Source organism: Kitasatospora sp. NPDC034533 (genome assembly GCF_055575155.1).
Genome location: NZ_JBVITE010000037.1, coordinates 34804 through 54416 on the forward strand (window position 1 = coordinate 34804; position 19613 = coordinate 54416).

20 protein-coding genes and 1 pseudogene are annotated in these 19613 nt (G+C 72.3%); 20 read left to right on the plus strand and 1 reads right to left on the minus strand.

Features of this window, described 5'->3' with window-relative positions:
* Nucleotides 1-78: 78 nt before the first annotated feature.
* The 17 genes and pseudogenes from ACZ55U_RS23910 to ACZ55U_RS23990 all read left to right on the plus strand — a co-directional run bounded on the left by ACZ55U_RS23910 (nt 79) and on the right by ACZ55U_RS23990 (nt 15273).
* Nucleotides 79-657, plus strand: coding sequence for a hypothetical protein (locus tag ACZ55U_RS23910; RefSeq protein WP_380696563.1), 579 nt, complete (start codon nt 79-81; stop codon nt 655-657).
* A 531-nt stretch (nt 658-1188) separates the two neighbouring features.
* Entirely contained in the window at nt 1189-1617 is a 429-nt protein-coding gene (gene rpsP, locus ACZ55U_RS23915) for a 30S ribosomal protein S16 (protein WP_196946892.1), read from the plus strand.
* A gap of 2 nt (nt 1618-1619) precedes the next feature.
* Nucleotides 1620-1859: an RNA-binding protein gene (locus ACZ55U_RS23920; protein ID WP_030056773.1), complete on the plus strand. Its 240-nt coding sequence runs from the start codon at nt 1620-1622 to the stop codon at nt 1857-1859.
* Nucleotides 1860-2049: 190 nt separating this feature from the next.
* On the plus strand, nt 2050-2694 hold the full coding sequence (rimM, locus tag ACZ55U_RS23925; RefSeq protein WP_465528753.1) for a ribosome maturation factor RimM: 645 nt from the start codon (nt 2050-2052) through the stop codon (nt 2692-2694).
* A 149-nt stretch (nt 2695-2843) separates the two neighbouring features.
* Complete coding sequence (gene trmD / locus ACZ55U_RS23930) at nt 2844-3662, plus strand: tRNA (guanosine(37)-N1)-methyltransferase TrmD (protein ID WP_465528809.1); 819 nt, start codon at nt 2844-2846, stop codon at nt 3660-3662.
* A 154-nt stretch (nt 3663-3816) separates the two neighbouring features.
* Nucleotides 3817-4167, plus strand: coding sequence for a 50S ribosomal protein L19 (gene rplS, locus ACZ55U_RS23935; RefSeq protein ID WP_030243502.1), 351 nt, complete (start codon nt 3817-3819; stop codon nt 4165-4167).
* A gap of 78 nt (nt 4168-4245) precedes the next feature.
* Complete coding sequence (gene lepB, locus ACZ55U_RS23940) at nt 4246-5301, plus strand: signal peptidase I (protein ID WP_465528754.1); 1056 nt, start codon at nt 4246-4248, stop codon at nt 5299-5301.
* A 253-nt stretch (nt 5302-5554) separates the two neighbouring features.
* Nucleotides 5555-6334, plus strand: coding sequence for a signal peptidase I (lepB, locus tag ACZ55U_RS23945; protein WP_465528755.1), 780 nt, complete (start codon nt 5555-5557; stop codon nt 6332-6334).
* A 242-nt stretch (nt 6335-6576) separates the two neighbouring features.
* Nucleotides 6577-7584 carry a signal peptidase I gene (gene lepB / locus ACZ55U_RS23950; RefSeq protein ID WP_465528757.1) on the plus strand — a complete coding sequence of 336 codons (1008 nt, stop codon included), beginning with the start codon at nt 6577-6579 and terminating at the stop codon, nt 7582-7584.
* A gap of 160 nt (nt 7585-7744) precedes the next feature.
* Nucleotides 7745-8497, plus strand: a complete 753-nt coding sequence (lepB, locus tag ACZ55U_RS23955) for a signal peptidase I (RefSeq protein WP_465528758.1) — start codon at nt 7745-7747, stop codon at nt 8495-8497.
* Nucleotides 8498-8609: 112 nt separating this feature from the next.
* Nucleotides 8610-9083, plus strand: coding sequence for an NUDIX hydrolase (locus ACZ55U_RS23960; protein WP_465528759.1), 474 nt, complete (start codon nt 8610-8612; stop codon nt 9081-9083).
* Nucleotides 9084-9138: 55 nt separating this feature from the next.
* The gene (locus ACZ55U_RS23965; protein ID WP_030056781.1) at nt 9139-9465 is read left to right on the plus strand and encodes a DUF2469 domain-containing protein; all 327 of its coding nucleotides are present in this window, start codon (nt 9139-9141) and stop codon (nt 9463-9465) included.
* Between the two features lie 168 nt (nt 9466-9633).
* Nucleotides 9634-10137: a YraN family protein gene (locus ACZ55U_RS23970; RefSeq protein WP_465528761.1), complete on the plus strand. Its 504-nt coding sequence runs from the start codon at nt 9634-9636 to the stop codon at nt 10135-10137.
* A 1-nt stretch (nt 10138) separates the two neighbouring features.
* A complete protein-coding gene (locus ACZ55U_RS23975) occupies nt 10139-11854 on the plus strand; it encodes a YifB family Mg chelatase-like AAA ATPase (protein WP_465528763.1) in 1716 nt (571 codons plus the stop codon).
* Nucleotides 11851-13101: a DNA-processing protein DprA gene (dprA, locus tag ACZ55U_RS23980; RefSeq protein WP_465528765.1), complete on the plus strand. Its 1251-nt coding sequence runs from the start codon at nt 11851-11853 to the stop codon at nt 13099-13101. The genes ACZ55U_RS23975 and dprA overlap by 4 nt, the downstream gene beginning before the upstream one ends.
* Before the next feature lie 647 nt (nt 13102-13748).
* Nucleotides 13749-14521, plus strand: a pseudogene (gene whiG / locus ACZ55U_RS23985) (RNA polymerase sigma factor WhiG).
* Nucleotides 14522-14688: 167 nt separating this feature from the next.
* Entirely contained in the window at nt 14689-15273 is a 585-nt protein-coding gene (locus ACZ55U_RS23990; protein ID WP_465528811.1) for a TetR/AcrR family transcriptional regulator, read from the plus strand.
* A gap of 139 nt (nt 15274-15412) precedes the next feature.
* On the opposite strand, the gene ACZ55U_RS23995 is transcribed toward ACZ55U_RS23990, so the two are convergent.
* On the minus strand, nt 15413-15802 hold the full coding sequence (locus ACZ55U_RS23995) for a peptidoglycan DD-metalloendopeptidase family protein (protein ID WP_465528767.1): 390 nt from the start codon (nt 15800-15802) through the stop codon (nt 15413-15415).
* A gap of 918 nt (nt 15803-16720) precedes the next feature.
* On the opposite strand from ACZ55U_RS23995, the gene rpsB reads away from it, so the two are divergent.
* From rpsB to pyrH, 3 genes are all read left to right on the plus strand, one after another.
* Nucleotides 16721-17572: a 30S ribosomal protein S2 gene (gene rpsB, locus ACZ55U_RS24000; RefSeq protein WP_465528769.1), complete on the plus strand. Its 852-nt coding sequence runs from the start codon at nt 16721-16723 to the stop codon at nt 17570-17572.
* 129 nt (nt 17573-17701) lie between these two features.
* On the plus strand, nt 17702-18541 hold the full coding sequence (tsf, locus tag ACZ55U_RS24005; RefSeq protein WP_465528771.1) for a translation elongation factor Ts: 840 nt from the start codon (nt 17702-17704) through the stop codon (nt 18539-18541).
* Nucleotides 18542-18802: 261 nt separating this feature from the next.
* Complete coding sequence (pyrH, locus tag ACZ55U_RS24010; protein ID WP_030056790.1) at nt 18803-19567, plus strand: UMP kinase; 765 nt, start codon at nt 18803-18805, stop codon at nt 19565-19567.
* Nucleotides 19568-19613 lie beyond the last annotated feature (46 nt).

Consider the following 19613-nt stretch of genomic DNA (forward strand, 5'->3'; position numbering starts at 1 on the left):
ATTCCTGGGAGTTCCCTGTGAATTCCCCCGGAACGGGAACATGCGGAACATCGGCTCGCACTCCATCGTTGGTCTAGCGTGAGCACGACACAGCCCCTCGTTCTCGCGGCCGAACTGGCCGCCGCCTGGAGCGACATCCAGGCCCACCACCAGGACCTTCCCGACCTCGCTTCGCCCGAGGCCCTGATCGGGGAGTCCTCCTCGGCCTGCGGGACGCGGCTCGGTTTCGAGCGCCTCCTCCACGAGGCCGCCCACGGTCTGGCCGCGGCCCGGGACATCCGGGACACCTCGCGGGCCGGCCGCTACCACAACCGGCGCTTCCTGATGCTCGCTTCCGAGCTGGGCCTGGCGCACCCGGTCGAGCCGCACGCGAGCAGCGGCTTCTCCCAGGTGACCATGCTCAAGGAGACCCAGGAGCGGTACGCCGAGACCATCGAGCGCCTGGACCGTGCCCTCGGGGCGCACCAGGAGGCGGTGGCCGGTGAGGGGGCGACGCGTGCCTTCCGCGGCCCGGCGGCCCGGCACGGCTCCTCCGGGGGCGGCGTGCGGGTCAAGGCGGTCTGCGGTTGCGGTCGCAACGTCCGGGTCGTTCCGTCGGTCCTCGCCCAGGCGTCCATCGTCTGCGGCGCGTGCCAGCAGCCGTTCAAGATCGCGTAAGCGCGGTCGGTGTCCTGGCGGGACCGCTGTGCGGGCAGTGGTCCGGCCGGCCGGTGAGCGGTACGGCGGCGCGGCGGCACGAGCGGCGCGGCCGTGAGCAGTGCAGTGGAGCAATGCGGCCGTGCGGCGATTCGGCAGCACAGCAGTGCGGCAGGACAGCAGTGCGGCAGGACAGCAGTGCGGCAGGACAGCAGTGCGGCAGGACTGAAGTGCGGCAGTACGAGCGGTACAGCAGGACAGTGGTTCCTTCGGGCCGGACCGGGAGCGGGGGCTCCCGGTCGAGCCTCGTGCGACTGCGCGGAGATCGTGGCCGGACGGCGGGCCGTGGCGGGGTGACCGGCCGTGGCCGGGCGGTCAAGGGCCCGCGTGCAGGCGGTTCTCGCCGGTGTGGCAGAATGGACAGCTGAGTACTCGGCAGCCGGGCAGGACCCCTCTCTCCTACGGCTGGCGTGTCCCTTGAACGGTCCGCTCCGCAACCCCACGCGATGGCGAGCCCGCTCACCCACGTCAACACCAGGAGAATCCACTCCCGTGGCAGTCAAGATCAAGCTGAAGCGTCTCGGCAAGATTCGCTCCCCGCACTACCGCATCGTCGTCGCCGACGCCCGCACCAAGCGTGACGGTCGCGCGATCGAGGAGATCGGCATCTACCAGCCGACCTACAACCCCTCGAAGATCGAGGTCGACAGCGACCGCGCCCAGTACTGGCTGTCCGTCGGCGCCCAGCCGACCGAGCCGGTGCTCGCCATCCTGAAGCTGACCGGCGACTGGCAGAAGTTCAAGGGCCTGCCGGCTCCGGAGCCGCTGAAGGTCGCCGAGCCGAAGGTCGAGGACTTCTCGCACCTGTTCGCCAAGGCCGTCGCCGGCTTCGAGGACGCCACCACCGGTGTCGCCATCACCCCGAAGGCCAAGAAGTCGGACAAGGCCGAGGCTGAGGCCGACGCCGCCGCCGAGGCCTGATCATGATCGAGGACGCCCTCGACCACCTGGTGAAGGGCATCGTCGAGCACCCCGACGAGGTACAGGTGCGCTCGCGCAACCTGCGTCGGGGCAACACCATCGAGGTGCGAGTGCACCCCGATGACCTCGGCAAGGTGATCGGCCGGGGCGGCCGTACGGCGCGCGCGCTGCGCACCGTGGTCGGCGCCCTCGGCGGTCGCAACGTCCGGGTCGACCTGGTCGACGTGGACAACATCCGCTGACGCTGCTGTTCGTTCAGCCGTCAGGGCTTGTGAGGCCGACCGGGACGCATGTCGTCCCGGTCGGCCTTTCGCATTTCCGTCCGCATCTCCCACGCGCCACCGCTTCGTCGCAGCCGGTGCCCCGTCGCATCAGCGCTTCGCAGCCCGTCGCTTTTCGTATCGGTTCAGGAACTCCAGGAGAACGATCACCGTGCAGCTCGTCGTCGGCAGGATCGGCCGTGCCCACGGCATCAGGGGGGACGTCAGTGTCGAGGTCCGCACCGACGAGCCGGAACTCCGGCTCGGCCCTGGTGCCGTCCTGCTCACCGACCCCGCGTCGGCGGGACCGCTGACCGTCGAGTCCGGCCGGGTGCACAGCGGCCGGCTGCTGCTGCGCTTCGCCGGCGTCAAGGACCGCAACGCGGCCGAGGCCCTGCGCGGCACCCTGCTGATCTCCGAGGTCGACCCGGAGGAGCGCCCCGACGACCCGGAGGAGTACTACGACCACCAGCTGATCGGGCTGGAGGTGGTGCTGCTGGACGGCACCCTGGTCGGCGAGCTGACCGAGGTCGTCCACCTGCCGTACCAGGACCTGCTCACGGTCAAGAAGGCCGACGGGACGGAGGTGCTGGTGCCCTTCGTCAGCCAGATCGTGCCGACCGTCGACCTGGAGAACCAGCGCGCCGTGATCACCCCGCCGGCCGGGCTGATCGACCCGGAGCAGGCGGAGGTCGCGGGGACGTCCTCGGCCGAGCCCGCCGAGTCGGCCGGGCCCGTCGGGTCGGCCGGGCCCGTCGGGTCGGTTGAGTCCGCTGAGTCCGCTGAGTCCGCCGAGGGTTCGGAGGAGTCGGAGTGACCGGCCAGGAGGGCGTCGAGGGCCGTCTCGGGGGCGGAGAGGCCGCCGAGGGGCGCGTCGTGGGCACGGAGGCCGCCGAGGAGGTTGCCGAAGGTCGTGCCGGTGTCGGGGCCGGAGCCGGCGTCGCGTCGGGTGGTGTGCAGAGCGGCATGCGGATCGACGTCGTCACGATCTTCCCCGAGTACCTGGAGCCGCTGGACATCTCGCTGGTCGGCAAGGCCCGTGCCCGCGGCCAGCTGGACGTGCACGTCCACGACCTGCGCACCTGGACCCATGACGTGCACCGCACGGTGGACGACAGCCCGTACGGGGGTGGCCCCGGCATGGTGATGAAGCCCGAACCGTGGGGCGAGGCGCTGGACGCGGTGATCGCCGGCGGCCCCGAGGGGCAGCTGCCCACGCTGGTCGTGCCGACTCCGAGCGGACGTCCGTTCACCCAGGAGCTGGCCCAGGAGCTGGCCGAGCGCCCCTGGCTGGCCTTCACCCCCGCGCGGTACGAGGGCATCGACCGCCGGGTGATCGAGGAGGCGGCCACCCGGATGCCGGTGGTCGAGGCCTCGATCGGCGACTACGTGTTGGCCGGTGGCGAGGTCGCGGTGCTGGTGATGGTCGAGGCGATCGCCCGGCTGCTGCCCGGGGTGCTCGGCAACGCCGAGTCCCACCGCGACGACTCCTTCGCGCCGGGAGCGATGGCCGACCTGCTGGAGGGCCCGGTCTACACCAAGCCCGCCGAGTGGCGCGGCCGGACGGTGCCGGAGGTGCTGCTCAGCGGCAACCACGGCAAGATCGCCCGCTGGCGGCGCGAGCAGGCCTTCGCCCGGACCCTGGCGAACCGGCCGGACCTGGTCGAGCGCTGGCAGTACGGCGCCTTCGACAAGAAGGAGCGGGAGGCGCTGAGCACCCTCGGCCTGGTCTGGGACGAGAAGCTCGGCCGATTTCGGTCCGCGACCGCTGATGTGGAAGAATAGGCGGCTGCTGTCTGTCGCTGGTTCCCTTCCGTAGGGGGCACGTGGACCGGCGCCCCCGCCACGGGGGGATCGCCGTCAGCCGATGCGGCCCGCAGCAGACCCCATTGTGACGATTTTCCGTGGGCGGCCCGTGGCGCCTGCGATGGAGAGCAACATGAGCAACAAGCTCGCTGCTGTCGACGCGGCCTCGCTGCGTACCGACATCCCGGCCTTCCGCGCCGGTGACACCCTGAAGGTCCACGTCCGGGTCATCGAGGGCAACCGCTCCCGTGTCCAGGTCTTCCAGGGCGTCGTCATCCGTCGCCACGGCGCCGGTGTCGGCGAGACCTTCACCGTTCGCAAGGTCAGCTTCAACGTCGGCGTGGAGCGCACCTTCCCGGTGCACACCCCGGTCGTCGAGAAGATCGAGGTCGTGACCCGCGGTGCGGTTCGCCGCGCCAAGCTGTACTACCTGCGTGACCTCCGCGGCAAGGCCGCGAAGATCAAGGAGAAGCGCGACCGCTGATCCACCGTCCTCCGGCCTGGCCGGGGGATCGGAACGCTCCGAGGGGGCCGAACGACCGCAAGGTAAGCTCACCCCCCGATGAGCACGCATGAACCATCCGCGGACCGCGACGGCAGTCCCGCACCCACCGGTGCGGGTTCGCCGACGCGGTCCGCGGTCGTTTCCGAGGGCATCGGCATCGGGGTCGCCGAGGTGTCCGCAGGTGCGGCGGAGCGGACCGGTGCCCGGGAGCGGACCAGTGCCCGGGAGTGGACCGGTGCCTCGGAGCGGGCCAGTGGGCCGGAGGGGGCCGACGCGGCGCAGGTAGGTCCGGCGGGCGACTCGGAGCAGGTTGCTCCGGAGCAGGTCACTCCAGAGCGGGTCACTGCGGAGCAGGACGGCTCGGAACCGGGCGAGGGCCCGCAGGAGGCCGACCGCTCCGCCGAAGAGGGACCGGACGACCAGGACGAGGAAGCCGGGCGCTCGCGCTCGTGGGACCTGCTGCTGTTGGTCGGGATCTGTCTGGCGGCCCTCCTGCTGGTGAACGCCTTCGTCGCGCGCCCGTTCTCGGTGCCCTCCGGGTCGATGGAGGACACGCTGCGTCCCGGTGACCGGCTGGTCGCCAACCAGCTCGCCTACGCCTTCGGGGGCCACCCCCAGCGGGGCGACGTCGTGGTCTTCGACGGAACCGGCTCCTTCGTTCCGGAACCGGTGAAGCCGGAGGGCTTCTGGGACGGCCTGCGCTCGTTCGCCCGGGACCTCGGGCTGGCCCCCGCCGGCGACACCATCTACGTCAAGCGGGTGATCGGCGTCGGTGGGGACCGGGTGGCCAGCACAGGCCCGGGCGCACCGATCACCGTCAACGGCGTGCCGATCGACGAGGCCTCCTACCTGTCCCCGGGCGACGAGCCGTCGAGCGTGGCCTTCGACGTGGTCGTGCCGGCCGGTGAGCTGTGGGTGATGGGCGACCACCGCAGCGCCTCCCGGGACTCCCGCGACCACCTCGGCGAGCCCGGTGGCGGCTTCGTGCCCGAGGAGAAGGTGATCGGCCGGGCGGACTGGGTGGTCTATCCCTTCTCGCGCTGGACCGGCATCGACCGGCCCGCGGCCTTCGCCGCCACTGCGGGGACGGGCGGTCATGGGGGCCAGAGGTAGGGGACGGCTCGCCGACCGTCCGGCCACCGGGGGACCGGAGGACGGCGGCGCGGCCACTCCCCGGGTGGAAGGCGCCCGGGTGGGAGGCGCGCTGACGGAAGGCACTCGTGGGGAAGGCGTCCGCCCGGCTGGTGGTGGGCCGGCTGGTGGTGGGCCGACGAGCGATGCGAACAGCGGGGGACCCTCGGGGCGCGGTCGGGCCGCCCGTCGGCGCAGTGCCCGAAAGGCGGCCCGTCGGCGTAGGCGCTCGCTGGTGCGCGAGGTGCCGCTGATCATCCTGGTGGCCCTGGTGGTGGCGCTGGTGATGAAGACCTTCATGATCCAGGTGTTCGTGATCCCCTCCGGTTCGATGGAGCAGACCATCCGGATCGGGGACCGGGTGCTGGTGGACAAGCTGACTCCCTGGTTCGGCAGTGAGCCGCAGCGCGGCGACGTGGTGGTGTTCAAGGATCCGGGCGGCTGGTTGGAGCACGACCGCAAGCCGTCCCAGGACGGCCCGGTGCTGGGGGCGGCCAAGCAGGTGCTGACCTTCGTCGGACTGCTGCCCTCCGACAACGAACAGGACCTCATCAAGCGGGTGATCGGCGTCGGCGGGGACACCGTCGAGTGCTGCGACGCACAGGGGCGTCTCAGCGTCAACGGCCGTCCGGTGGACGAGTCCTACCTCTCGCCCGGCAACCCGCCCTCCCGACAGACCTTCAAGGTCCAGGTGCCGCAAGGGCGGTTGTGGGTCATGGGTGACCACCGGGACGTCTCCGCCGACTCCCGTTTCCACATGGGCAATCCGGGACAGGGGACGATTCCGGTGAGCGACGTGGTCGGCCGGGCGTTCGTGGTCGCCTGGCCGCTGGACCGCTTCCATCAACTCGATGCTCCGAGTTCACTCTCCTCGCTCGCCAGGGCGCCGCAGGTCGACGGAACTGGCGTGGAACCGGTGCCGGTTGGGCCGGTTCCTGTGGAACCCCCGCTCGTTATGGGGGTGTTGGGCATCCTTCCGCTCGTCGTTCGCCGGTCGGGGCGGCCTCCGGAGTGAGCCGCGCCGACCTCGGCCCGGCCGGGCCGCGCGTGTGGGACCGTGAGCCGGATGCCTTGGAGTGATAGAGAAGTGCAGGTGCGGCCGGGAGTGGTTCCGGTCGCGGGCCGAGGCTGTGGTGGTGTCAGGGGAGTCCGCGCTGGGCAGCCCTGAGGCGTTCATGGTCATGGTGAGCGTGGTGCCCGCTGTGCGGCACTCTGAGCGCGGGCGCGCGGGCGTCCGCACAGCAGGGAGGAGACGTTGTGGGGGATTTGGTGATCGGCGCCCGCTCGGGCGCCGGAGAGCCCGAGGGCCCAGGCCGTCGGGCGGACCGGTCCGCCGGGTCCGCGGCCTCCGCGGCCTCGGCTGAGGACGCGGCGGCCCAGAGCGCTGACGGTCGGAGCGGCGCTGGGTCGGAGGACCCGTCGGGCTCCTCGCACGCGGAGCCCGAACCCGCGGACGGGACGGAGTCCCAGACCGCGCCCAAGCCGCGCAAGCAGCGCTCGTTCTGGAAGGAACTGCCGATCCTGGTCGGCATCGCGCTGGTCCTCGCACTGGTGATCAAGACCTTCTTCGTCCAAGCGTTCTCCATTCCGTCGGAATCGATGCAGAACACGTTGCAGGTCGGCGACCGCGTCCTGGTGGACAAGCTGACCCCGTGGTTCGGGGCCGAGCCCGAGCGCGGCGAGGTCGTGGTGTTCCACGACCCGGGCGGCTGGCTGAACGACGAGCCCACCCAGCAGAGCAGCAACTCCTTCCTCCGCGGTGTGCAGGACGTCCTGAGCTTCGTCGGCCTGATGCCCTCCGCCAACGAGAAGGACCTGATCAAGCGGGTCATCGCGGTCGGCGGGGACACCGTCGAGTGCGAGGGCGAAGGGCCGGTCAAGGTCAACGGCGTCGCGCTCGACGAGCCGTACGTCTACCAGGGCAACACCCCCTGCGGTGATCACCCCTTCGGGCCGGTCAAGGTGCCCAAGGACCGGATCTGGGTGATGGGCGACCACCGCGCCAACTCGCTGGACTCCCGCTTCCACATGGACCAGCCGGGCGGGGGCACCGTCCCGGTGGACAACGTGATCGGGCGCGCCTTCGTGGTGGCCTGGCCGATCAACCACTGGTCCACGCTGCCGGTGCCGAACACCTTCGACCAGAAGGGCCTGGCGGCGGCCGCGCCGCTGGCGCCCCCCGTGGCCGGTGCGGTGGGGGCTGTCGCCCTTCTTCCGCTGGTGCGCCGGGTGCGGGGCCGGGCGGAGCGCCGCCAGGAGTCCTGAGTCCCACCGGACCGTGTTCCACCGGGTTGTCGCCGACTCTTGCGCGGGCCGTGGTACCGACGAGTAATCTGCTCGGACGTGCCACGGCCCGTCGGTTTTTCCGCCAGTGCCTCCGGCGTGCCAGTGGTGTTCTCCGGTCGGCCAGAGGTGGACGGTGTCGATGAGCAGTGTCGTGGAGCAGGCGGCCGGTCGGCCGGCCGCACCCGCCCGTGGCAGCCGGCCCGCCGCGGTGCTGCAGGGCGTCGCGCTGGCACTCGGGCTGGTGCTGATGATCGGCGGCTTCGCCCTCATCGCGATCGACTACCGGCCGTACAACATCCCCACCGCCTCGATGCACCCGACGCTGCGCGCCGGGGACACCGTGCTCGCGCGCAAGGTCGACGGCAGCGGCATCGGGCGGGGCGACGTGGTGGTCTTCCGGGACCAGGCCTGGGGCGGCGAGCTCATGGTCAAGCGGGTGGTCGCGGTCGGCGGGGACACCGTCGCCACCACCGCCGGGCCCGAGTACCGGCTGACGGTCAACGGACAGCCGGTGAACGAGCCCTACCTCGCGGCGCAGGGCCGCCAGGGCGCTTCGTTCAGCGTGACGGTGCCGCAGGGCCGGCTGTTCCTGCTCGGCGACAACCGGTTGGGCTCGCTCGACTCCCGCACCCACCTGGAGGTGGACGGCGGGAGTGTCCCGGCCGAGGCCGTCGAGGCCAGGGTCGAGGCCACCGTGCTGCCCTTCGGCCGGATGGGCCTGCTCGACCGGGTCACCGACTTCGACGGCCTCGCGGGACCGAACGCGTCGCGGCCCGGTCCGCTGGGGCCGGCCGCCTACGCCGGCGTCGCGGGGGCGGTGCTGATCGTCGCGACCTCGGCGGTGGGCGGGGTGGCGGGCCTGGCCCGCCGGTTCCGGGGGCGCAGTTCCTGAACGGGCGCGTCGCCGGGCGGGCCGCTCTGCCGAACATCGCCCCGGACGACCGCGTCGGGTGGCAGGATCGGTAGCGCCACCGATGCGAACCGAAGGAGCGTGGAGGGCCGCCATGACAGCACAGCGTCGCAAGGCGGCGCGGATCCTGCTGCTGGACGGGCTGGACCGCATCCTCCTCTTCCGGGGCGCCGATCCGGCCGACCCGGGAGAGACGTGGTGGATCACGCCCGGGGGCGGCTTGGAAGCGGGCGAGGACGTGCGCGAGGCCGCGGAGCGGGAGCTCGCCGAGGAGACCGGCCTGCGAGGTGTGGACCTGGGGCCCTTGGTGGGGTACGGCACGGTGTCGTTCTCCTTTCGGGGACGGCGCTACGAGCAGGAACAGTGGTTCCACCTGGCCCGGACCACGGAGACGGGGCTGGACCACTCGGGCATGGGCGAGGACGAGCACGCCCAGCTGCTCGGGGCGCGCTGGTGGACGGTCGAGGAACTGAGGGGGACCACCGAGACGGTCTATCCGGTCGGCCTGGCGGACTTCCTGGAACGACTGCTGGCCGAGGGCCCGCCGGTGGATCCGGTACGGCTCTGACCGTGGGTGTGGTGGTCCACAATGGGTGGACGCGACAAGTTGAGGGGACGCCTGGATGAGTGCCGAAGATCTCGAGAAGTACGAGACCGAGATGGAGCTCAAGCTCTACCGGGAGTACCGGGACGTCGTCGGCCTGTTCAAGTACGTGATCGAGACCGAGCGACGGTTCTACCTCACCAACGACTACGAGTTGCAGGTGCACTCGGTCCAGGGCGAGGTGTTCTTCGAGGTGTCGATGGCGGATGCGTGGGTCTGGGACATGTACCGGCCGGCCCGGTTCGTCCGCAAGGTCCGGGTGCTGACCTTCAAGGACGTGAACATCGAGGAACTCGCGAAGAGCGACCTGGAGCTGCCCTCGGACGAGTCCGGCTTCGGGAACTGACGTTGGACGACTCCGTCCCGCGTTGTCCAGCCGAATTTCGCGGGAACGGGTCTTCTCACCCCTGCGGGTGACAAAAGTTATCCACAGGTCCGAGTTATCCACAGGAAAAGGGAATTCCCGGGCCCCGTCGCGAACATTGGTGCAGCCTCCTCGGCGGAGGTGGTCACCATGCAGCACACCGTCGTGCAGGACCAGGCCGTACCGGACACGGCCGCAGCCGGGGAGGCCTCGCGGGCGACCCCGGACCGCAGCACCAGGACCGGGCTCGGCCGCTACGGGGAGCGGGTCGCCGCCCGCCGACTCACGGAGGCCGGGCTCCGCATCCTCGACCGCAACTGGCGCTGCGTCGAGGGCGAGCTGGACATCGTCGCCCTCGACGGCGACACCGTGGCGGTCTGCGAGGTGAAGACCCGCTCCGAGCGGGGTTTCCAGCAGCCCACCGAGGCCATCGACCAGACCAAGGCCGCCCGGCTGCAACGCCTCGCCGAACGCTGGATGGCCGAGCGCTGGCCCGGCCACTTCGCCCGGCTGGCCGGCCCCGGCTACGACCCGGGGCCCAGCGATCCGCAATGGCCACCCGCTCCACCGGGCGGGGTGCGGATCGACCTGGTCGCGGTGGTCAACCGGGCGCGGGGTGCGGCCCTGGTCGACCACCTGCGGGGGGTGGTCTGAGATGGCTTTCGCCCGCACCTGTTCCGTCGCGCTGGTCGGCGTCGACGGAGTGATCGTCGAGGTCCAGGCCGATCTGGAGCCCGGGGTGGCCGCGTTCACCCTGGTCGGCCTGCCCGACAAGGCACTCACCGAAGCCCGGGACCGGGTCCGCGCCGCCGTGGTGAACAGCGGCGAGGCCTGGCCGCAGCGCAAGCTGACGGTCGGCCTGAGCCCCGCTTCGGTGCCCAAGAGCGGCAGCGGCTTCGACCTCGCGGTGGCCTGCGCCGTGCTGGCCGCCGCCGAGCGGCTCGACCCCTCCGCCATCGCCGACCTGCTGATCATCGGCGAGCTGGGGCTGGACGGCCGGGTGCGGCCGGTCCGAGGGGTCCTGCCGTCGGTGCTGGCCGCCGCCGACGCCGGGTACGAGCGGGTCGTGGTCGCCGAGCAGACCGCACCCGAGGCCTCACTCGTCCCCGGGGTGACGGTGATCGGAGTCCGCAGTCTGCGCCAGCTCATCGCGGACCTGACCGGAGCGGCGGCACCGGAGGAGCCGCCCGACCCGATCGGCGGCCGCCCGGATCCGCTGATGGCCGGCCTGATGCTGCCCGCCGCGGGGGTGCGGGGCCTGCCCGACGACAGGGCCGCCCGGCTGGACATGGCCGATGTGGCGGGCCAGTACGAGGCCCGGCGAGCCCTGGAGATCGCCGCCGCCGGTGGACACCACCTCTACCTGAAGGGGCCGCCGGGCGCGGGCAAGACGATGCTGGCCGAGCGGCTGCCCGCGCTGCTCCCGCCGCTGACCCAGAAGGAGGCGCTGGAGGTCACCGCCGTCCACTCGGTGGCGGGCCTGCTCCCGGCCGGGCGCCCCCTGATCGACACAGCGCCCTACTGCGCTCCGCACCACTCCACGACGATGCCGGCGATCGTCGGCGGCGGCAGCGGCCTGCCGAGACCGGGAGCGGTCTCGCTGGCCCACCGGGGGGTGCTCTTCCTGGACGAGGCGCCGGAGTTCCCGGTCCGGGTGCTCGACGCGCTGCGCCAGCCCCTGGAGTCGGGCGAGGTGGTGATCGCCCGCTCGGCCGGATCGCTGCGGCTCCCGGCCCGCTTCCTCCTCTGCCTGGCGGCCAACCCCTGTCCGTGCGGCCGGTACTCCCGGCGGGGCGAGGGCTGCGAGTGCACCCCGGCCATGGTCAGCCGCTACCAGGGGCGGCTCTCCGGGCCGCTGCTGGACCGGGTCGACCTCCAGGTCCAGGTGGCCCCGGTGACCAGGGCCGAACTCATGGAACGGGACACCACGGCGGAGACCACCGAGACCGTCGCGGCCCGGGTGCTGGCCGCGCGGGAACGGGCGGCGGCCCGGCTGGCGAACACCCCGTGGCGGACCAACGCGGAGGTGCCGGGCCATGAACTGCGCACCCGCTGGCCGCTCGCGTCCGGAGCGCTCAACGATGTCGCGCGGCAGTTGGAGCGCGGGCTGTTGACGGCCCGGGGCCTGGACCGGGTGCTCAGGGTCGCCTGGACGGTCGCCGACCTCGCCGGGCGCGACCGACCGGACCAGCGGGACGTGCGCACCGCCCTGGTCCTGCGCACCGGGGTGGAGCAAGGACTGCCGCTGGCCGAACGGGTCTTCGGCCGGCTCGGCGGCATCCCGGCGCAACGCGGCGGTCCGGGCGGTGGCAGATCCAAGAAGCCCGAGGTCCGCCAGGAGCAGCACGAGATCCCGGAGGGTGAGGCATGAACCGGCTGTCGGGGCAACCCCGCATCCTCGGTGCGGTCGAGACCGAGACCGAGACCGAGACCGAGACCGAGACCAAGACCGTTGCCGAGGCCGAGGCCGAGACCGTTGCCGAGGCCAGCGTCGAGCCCGATCCCGAGCGCCTCGCCCGGGTGCTGCTCGGCCGGCTCAGCGAACCGGGGGACGCCGTGGTGGGCCGGTGGCTCGCCCAGCTCCCCGCCGTCGAGGTGGTCCAGGCGATCAGGGACGGAACGGTGCCGGACCACCCCGGGCTGGACTCCACCCGGCTGGCGGGATACCAGGCGCGGCTCCCGGGGCTGGATCCGCGGCTGGACCTGAAACGGGTACGGGACGCCGGTGGGCGGTTCATCATTCCGGGGGACACGGAATGGCCCAGTCAACTGGACGATCTGGGCGACGGGCGTCCGGTCGGGCTCTGGGTGACGGGCACCGGCTCGCTGCGGCTGCTCGCGCTCCGCTCGGTCGCGATGGTGGGTTCCCGGGCCTGCACGGCCTACGGCGCCCACGTCGCGGGGGAGTTGGCGGCCCAACTGGCTGAGCGCGGCTGGGTGGTGATCTCCGGCGCGGCCTACGGGATCGACGCGGCCGCGCACCGCGGGGCGCTCGCGGTCGGCGGGATGACCGCGGCCGTGCTCGCCTGCGGAGTCGACGTGGCCTATCCCAGGGGCAACACCGAACTGATCCGGCGGATCGGCGTTCAGGGCCTGCTGATCAGCGAACTCCCTCCCGGGGAGCACCCGAACCGCTTCCGCTTCGTACTGCGCAACCGGGTCATCGCGGCGCTCACCAGGGGCACGGTGGTGGTCGAGGCGGCGGTGCGCAGCGGGGCCCTGAGCACGGCCAGACGGGCGCGGGACCTCAACCGCCACACCATGGGCGTGGCCGGCCCGGTGACCTCGGAGCTCTCCGCCGGGGTGCACGCCCTGATCCGCAGCGGCGGCGCCACCCTGGTCACCGACGCGGCCGAGATCACCGACCTGATCGGGGCGATCGGGGACGACCTGGCACCGCAGCGCAGCGGCCCGGTGCTCCCGCGCGACCTGCTGGAGCCGGTGGTGGCCCGGGTGCTGGAGGCCGTGCCCGCGACGGCTGAGGGCGCACCGGTCGAGCGACTGGCCCGGCAGTCCGGACTCCCGCCGGACGAAGTACTACAACGGCTCTACGAGTTGGGCTCGCTCGGTTTCGTGGAGCGGCACGGCGCGCACTGGCGCGTGGTGCGGAGGAGGTGAGGGCGCCGGAACGGAGAACACCTTCGCGCCGGGGGAACGCGCATCGGAGCCGCTCGGCTGACCTGCTGATCCGGTTCTTCCACTCGTTGCCCGGATCCGGGGCCCCATCGCCACCGGATCGGGGGACGACCGAGTGGCGGTAGCGCTTCGCAGTGAGTCGGTCACGCTACGCTCCACATGCCTTCCCTATCAGCACATGACTCGGCAGAACGGCGCAGACCCACGCATGCCCACACACATTCCCGGACACAGGGTGACCGGTGGCACTCGGTCCTCGGGAGTGCCGCGGACCGAGCGGCGCCCCGCGCCCGACTTCCCGGCCAAGTCGGCGGGGACGATGGGAGGCCTGTCACGCCAGGGCGGTCGGTCGACGGTGGTGCCAGGCCAGCCCGCGGATGCGGCTCGGGGTGCTGAGGCGGCGCAGGGCGGCGACCCCGCCGACAGCGTCGAAGCGCCCGCCACCGCGCCCGCCGGCGTGCCCCCCGGCGCGGGCGTGGCTGGTGCGCCCGCGCCGAACGGAAACGCGCCGGTCTCGGGCGCCGCCTCCCGAGCCCCGGGCGCCGCCTCCCCTTCGTTCGGTTCGCCGGTGTCCCCGCTCCGCCGGGGGCGGGCGACGGCCGGCGACCACGGGCAGGACACCCGGGAGGGTGCGGCCCAGGGGCGCACCGCGCTGGAGGACCTCTGGCGCTCCTACAAGGTGACCGGAGACCAGCGGCTGCGGGAGCAGCTGATCCTGCACTACTCACCGCTCGTCAAGTACGTCGCGGGGCGGGTCGGGGTCGGGCTGCCCTCCAACGTCGAGCAGGCGGACTTCGTCTCCTCGGGGGTCTTCGGGCTGATCGACGCGATCGAGAAGTTCGACATCGACCGCGCCATCAAGTTCGAGACCTACGCGATCAGCCGCATCCGCGGTGCGATCATCGACGAGCTGCGCGCCCTGGACTGGATCCCGCGCTCGGTGCGGCAGAAGGCGAAGGCGGTCGAGCGGACGTACGCCACGCTGGAGGCCCGGCTGCGCCGGACACCGCACGAGCCCGAGGTCGCGGCCGAGATGGGCATCGCGATCGAGGACCTGCACGCCATCTTCAGCCAGCTGTCGCTCGCCAACGTGGTGGCACTGGACGAACTGCTCCACCCGGTGGGGGAGGGCGGCGACCGGCTGAGCCTGATGGACACCCTGGAGGACCACGGCGCGGACAACCCGGTCGAGGTGGCCGAGGACAGGGAGCTGCGCCGACTGCTGGCCCAGGCGGTGAACACCCTCCCCGAGCGGGAGAAGACGGTGGTGACGCTCTACTACTACGAGGGGCTCACCCTCGCCGAGATCGGACAGGTGCTGGGGGTGACGGAGAGCCGGGTGAGTCAGATCCACACCAAGTCCGTCCTCCAACTGCGCGCCAAGCTGTCGGACATCCGATAGGGCGTCGGGACTTCCGACCCGCGTGAGCCTGCCCTCGGGAGCCTGTCGTCGGGAGCCTGCCGTCGGCAGCCGGCCGCCCGTGAGTCGGTCGGCTGATGCGCGGCGCCGTATCGGCCGCAAGTAGGGCTCCGTACAGTGGGAGCGTGCCGAAGATCCGAGCGGCCACGGTGGCCGAGCATCGCCAGCTCCAGCGGGCAGCCCTCCTCGATGCTGCCCGCATCCTGCTCACCGAGGGCGGTATGGAGGCGCTGACCTTCCCCGCGCTCGCGGCGCGCACCGGGCTGGCGCGCTCCTCGGTCTACGAGTACTTCCGCTCCCGCGCCGCCGTGGTCGAGGCGCTCTGCGAGGTGGACTTCCCGCTCTGGGCGGCCGAGATCGAGGCCGGGATGGAGAGCTGCGACACCGCCGTCGAGCGGATCGAGGCCTACGTCCGGGGCCAACTGGCGCTGGCCGCCGACCCTCGGCACCGCGCGGTCGTGGCGATCTCGGCCCTGGAGCTCGACGAGGCCGCGCGCGAGCGGATCAGGTCGGCGCACGGCCGGCTGGCCGGTCTGGTCGGGCGGACGTTGGAGGACCTCGGCCACGAGCAGCCCCGGCTCGCCGCGGCCCTGGTGCAGGGCGTCGTCGAAGCGGCGACCCGCCGGGCCGAGCAGGCCGCGGCCGGGGGACGTGGCGGCTGTGCGACCGAGAGCCCCGAGGAGATCGCCGACGCGGCCGTCGCGCTGGTGCTGCACGGGCTCGGCCGGGCCTGAGCGAGCCCTCGGGCCGCCGCCGCTTCCTGGTCTGAGCCGCCGTCGGGCCGTCGCCCGACCCGCAGCCCGCCCAGGCCTGCCCCGGCCCGCCCCGCCGCGTCCCGGGCGATGGGGACGGCGCCCTACCCGCTCAGACCGTTCAGCCGCTCAGCGGCAGAAGCCGTACGGTGCCGACGCCGAACAGGGCCAGCGGGTCCAGGTAGCGGTTCCCGCGCAGCAGTCCCCAGTGCAGGCAGTCTCGCCCGGGGCAGTGACGGCCGTCCGGAGCGAGCTGTCCGATCACCTGCCCGGCGGCCACGGCGGTGCCGACCGGGACGGAGCCGGCGACGGGCAGGTAGGTGGTCCGGAGCGGGGGAGAGCCCGAGCCCGGGTGGGAGACGGTCACCACCGGCCGGCCCGCCACCACCCCGGAGAACACGACCAGCCCCGGTGCGGCCGCCCGTACCCCTTCCCCGGCGTCGGCGGCGAGGTCCACGCCCCGGTGCCCGGCGGCCCAGGGCTTCGCCGGCGGTTCGAAGCGCCCCAGCATCCCGCCGCGCCCGCCCACCGGCCAGGCCCGCGCACCACCCCGCCCGGCACCGCCATCCGGACCCGGAACGTCACCCGGACCGGACACCCCAACCACCCCGATGCCTCGCGACGCCGCCGGAGCGCTCGACGCCCCGAACAGCACCGCTACCGCCGTCACCACCGCCGTCACCCCCGCCACCCCCACCGGGAGCGCCCCGGGCGCCCGCCGCCCGCCGCCCCGAACCACCCCGCCGAACCACCCGCGACCAGTCATGCCCGAAGGTTCGCCGCCCGGCAGCCCCCGCACCACCCACATCCGGATTCCTGTGGACAAACCGCCCCCGCGCCGGATCGCCATCCCCCTGACGGGTGTACGGACGCCGCCATCCGGTGTACAAACGGCATACCGGCGACGGACCCCGGGCAGGCGCCCGACGGGCTCCGCCCCCTCAGCCGACCCCAGCCACCGCCCCGCCTAGCCCGGGCCCGGACCGCCCCACCCGGCCTTCCACCCGGCCCCCGCGCCGACTCCGCCGCAGCCGCCCGACTCCGCCACGGCGCCCCGCCGAACCCGCCCGTCCCGGCCGTTTGCCAGGCGCTTGCCGGGTCGCCGCCGGGCCCTCGGTCACGCGTGGAGTCGCCCGCCCCTCGGCGCTTCCCGTACACTTCACACGCGACCCGGTCCGCCGGGTCGACTTCGCACGCCCCGCCACCGGTGGTCGGACGCGGTTCTCCGCGGCCCCGCCAGGTGCGAGTGCCGCTCGGTCCGCCGAGCCCGACCGGCCCCTGGCCGGGCGGGTGGAAGCGGCTCGGCACGTTCGGGGCGTCAGGCGTGGCTGTCACCTGGCCGCCACGGACAAACCGAGCCTGACCCGGCTGTGGGCGATCACTGCGACGCAGTGCCGCCGCCGGGCCGTAACACCAAGGAGCACGGCACATGGCCGTCGTCACGATGCGGGAGCTGCTGGAGAGCGGCGTCCACTTCGGTCACCAGACCCGCCGCTGGAACCCGAAGATGAAGCGCTTCATCATCACCGAGCGCAACGGCATCTACATCATCGACCTCCTGCAGTCGCTGAACTACATCGACCGCGCCTTCGAGTTCATCAAGGAGACCGTTGCCCACGGCGGCAGCGTCCTCTTCGTCGGCACGAAGAAGCAGGCCCAGGAGGCCATCGCCGAGCAGGCCACCCGCGTGGGCATGCCCTACGTGAACCAGCGCTGGCTCGGCGGCATGCTGACCAACTTCTCGACCGTCTACAAGCGCCTCCAGCGCCTGAAGGAGCTCGGCGAGCTGGACTTCTCGGACGTGGCCGGTTCCGGCCTCACCAAGAAGGAGCTCCTGGTCCTCCAGCGCGAGCACGACAAGCTGGAGAAGACCCTCGGCGGTATCCGCGACATGCAGCGCGTCCCCAGCGCCGTCTGGATCGTGGACACCAAGAAGGAGCACATCGCGGTCGGCGAGGCCCGGAAGCTGAACATCCCGGTCGTCGCCATCCTCGACACCAACTGTGACCCGGACGAGGTCGACTACAAGATCCCGGGCAACGACGACGCGATCCGCTCCGTCACCCTGCTGACCCGCGTGATCGCCGACGCCGTGGCCGAGGGTCTGAAGTCCCGCGCCGGTGTCGCCAAGGGCGACGCCAAGGCCGAGCCGGGCGCCGACCAGCCGCTGGCCGCCTGGGAGAAGGACCTCCTCGAGGGCGAGAAGAAGGCCGAGGAGGCCCCCGCCGCCGCCGAGGCCCCCGCCGCCGAGGCCACCGAGGCGCCGGCCGAGCAGGCCTGACGTACCAAGGGTGAGGGGCACCCGCCGGTACGAAGCCGGCAGGTGCCCCTCTCTCCCGCGCCGGGACCGAACCACCGGTCCCGGCGCCACTCCACGCAGACACGCGAGACGCGAGAAGAGATTCACACCATGGCGAACTTCACCGCCGCGGACGTCAAGAAGCTCCGTGAGCTCACCGGCGCCGGCATGATGGACTGCAAGAAGGCCCTGGACGAGGCCGAGGGCAACGTCGAGAAGGCCGTCGAGCTCCTGCGCATCAAGGGCCAGAAGGGCGTTGCCAAGCGCGAGGGCCGTGACGCCTCGAACGGCGCCGTCGCCGCGCTGATCGCCGAGGACAAGAAGTCCGGCGTCCTGGTCGAGCTGAACTGCGAGACCGACTTCGTCGCCAAGGGCGAGAAGTTCGTCGAGGTCGCCGACGCGATCGCCGCCCACGTCGCCAAGTCGGCCCCGGCCGACCTGGAGGCCGCCCTGGCGTCCGAGATCGAGGCCGGCAAGACCGTCCAGCAGTTCGTCGACGAGGCCAACGCGACCCTGGGCGAGAAGATCGTCTTCCGTCGCTTCGCCCGCTTCGACGGTGACGGCTTCGTCGCGGTCTACCTGCACAAGACCAGCCCCGACCTGCCGCCGGCCGTCGGCGTCCTGGTCGAGCTGGACAAGGAGAACGCCGAGGTCGCCAAGGACGTCGCGCAGCACATCGCCGCCTTCGCCCCGAAGTACCTCTCCCGCGAGCAGATCCCGGCCGAGGAGCTCGAGAACGAGCGCCGCGTCGCCGAGGCCACCGCCCGCGAGGAGGGCAAGCCGGAGGCCGCCCTGCCGAAGATCGTCGAGGGTCGCGTCACCGGCTTCGTGAAGGAGAACTCCGTTCTGGAGCAGGCCTTCGCGAAGGACAACAAGAAGACCGTCCAGAAGGTCCTCGACGAGGCCGGCGTCACCCTCAAGGGCTTCGCGCGCTTCCGCGTCGGCGCCTGAGCCACGTTCCACCGGGTCCCCGGCCCCTCTAGGCTGGGAACCGCCCCCGCCCGCTGACCCGGGCGGGAGGAACGCCGAACGGGCTCACCCCGCGCCCACCGTCAACGGGCGGGCTCGCGTCGGCACCATGAACGACGAGGAGGCCATTGCCGTGCAGGACACCGAACCGGTTCCCGCGGCAGTGGCCTCCTCGCGTGTACGCGCAGGCGGGGATTCCGCAAACCCGCGCCTGTGACCAGTAGGTGCAAAAAGGAGAAGTCCATGCAGGAGACGCAGGAGACCGCGCAGGACCCCAAGGCCGGCTCGCGCCGCCGGGTGCTGCTCAAGCTGTCCGGTGAAGCCTTCGCCGGTGGCGGCGGGCTCGGCGTCGACCCGGACGTCGTGCACGCGATCGCCCGTGAGATCGCCACGGTCGTCCGCGCCGGTACCGAGGTCGCGGTGGTCATCGGCGGCGGCAACTTCTTCCGCGGGGCCGAGCTCCAGGTCCGCGGCATGGACCGGGCCCGCTCCGACTACATGGGCATGCTCGGCACCGTCATGAACTGCCTCGCGCTCCAGGACTTCCTGGTCAAGGAGGGCATCGAGACCCGGGTCCAGACCGCCATCACCATGGGTCAGGTCGCCGAGCCGTACCTGCCGCTCCGGGCCGTCCGGCACCTGGAGAAGGGCCGCGTCGTGATCTTCGGCGCCGGTATGGGCATGCCGTACTTCTCCACCGACACCACGGCGGTCCAGCGCGCCCTGGAGATCCACGCCGACGTCCTGCTGATGGGCAAGAACGGCGTGGACGGCGTCTACGACTCCGACCCGCGCACCAACCCGGACGCGGTCAAGTTCGACGCCCTGGAGTACTCCGAGGTCATCGCGCGCGACCTCAAGGTGGCCGACCTCACCGCGATCACGCTGTGCAAGGACAACAACCTTCCGATGCTGGTCTTCGAACTGCTGGCGGAGGGCAATATCGCACGTGCGGTGAAGAGTGAGAAGATCGGCACACTCATCAGCCAGGATTCTGTCCGGGCCTGAGCAGCAACCAGCCGTACCGGACGGCGCCGACGGCCGCGACCGGCCA

Excerpts from the sequence above, each read along its gene's own strand:
- ACZ55U_RS23920 (WP_030056773.1), top strand. The coding sequence starts at position 1,620 with ATGATCGAGGACGCCCTCGACCACCTGGTGAAGGGCATCGTCGAGCAC.
- trmD (WP_465528809.1), top strand. The coding sequence starts at position 2,844 with ATGCGGATCGACGTCGTCACGATCTTCCCCGAGTACCTGGAGCCGCTG.
- rplS (WP_030243502.1), top strand. The coding sequence starts at position 3,817 with ATGAGCAACAAGCTCGCTGCTGTCGACGCGGCCTCGCTGCGTACCGAC.
- lepB (WP_465528754.1), top strand. The coding sequence starts at position 4,246 with ATGAGCACGCATGAACCATCCGCGGACCGCGACGGCAGTCCCGCACCC.
- lepB (WP_465528758.1), top strand. The coding sequence starts at position 7,745 with ATGAGCAGTGTCGTGGAGCAGGCGGCCGGTCGGCCGGCCGCACCCGCC.
- ACZ55U_RS23960 (WP_465528759.1), top strand. The coding sequence starts at position 8,610 with ATGACAGCACAGCGTCGCAAGGCGGCGCGGATCCTGCTGCTGGACGGG.
- ACZ55U_RS23965 (WP_030056781.1), top strand. The coding sequence starts at position 9,139 with ATGAGTGCCGAAGATCTCGAGAAGTACGAGACCGAGATGGAGCTCAAG.
- ACZ55U_RS23970 (WP_465528761.1), top strand. The coding sequence starts at position 9,634 with ATGCAGCACACCGTCGTGCAGGACCAGGCCGTACCGGACACGGCCGCA.
- ACZ55U_RS23975 (WP_465528763.1), top strand. The coding sequence starts at position 10,139 with ATGGCTTTCGCCCGCACCTGTTCCGTCGCGCTGGTCGGCGTCGACGGA.
- dprA (WP_465528765.1), top strand. The coding sequence starts at position 11,851 with ATGAACCGGCTGTCGGGGCAACCCCGCATCCTCGGTGCGGTCGAGACC.
- ACZ55U_RS23995 (WP_465528767.1), bottom strand. The coding sequence starts at position 15,802 with ATGCTGGGGCGCTTCGAACCGCCGGCGAAGCCCTGGGCCGCCGGGCAC.
- rpsB (WP_465528769.1), top strand. The coding sequence starts at position 16,721 with ATGGCCGTCGTCACGATGCGGGAGCTGCTGGAGAGCGGCGTCCACTTC.
- tsf (WP_465528771.1), top strand. The coding sequence starts at position 17,702 with ATGGCGAACTTCACCGCCGCGGACGTCAAGAAGCTCCGTGAGCTCACC.
- pyrH (WP_030056790.1), top strand. The coding sequence starts at position 18,803 with ATGCAGGAGACGCAGGAGACCGCGCAGGACCCCAAGGCCGGCTCGCGC.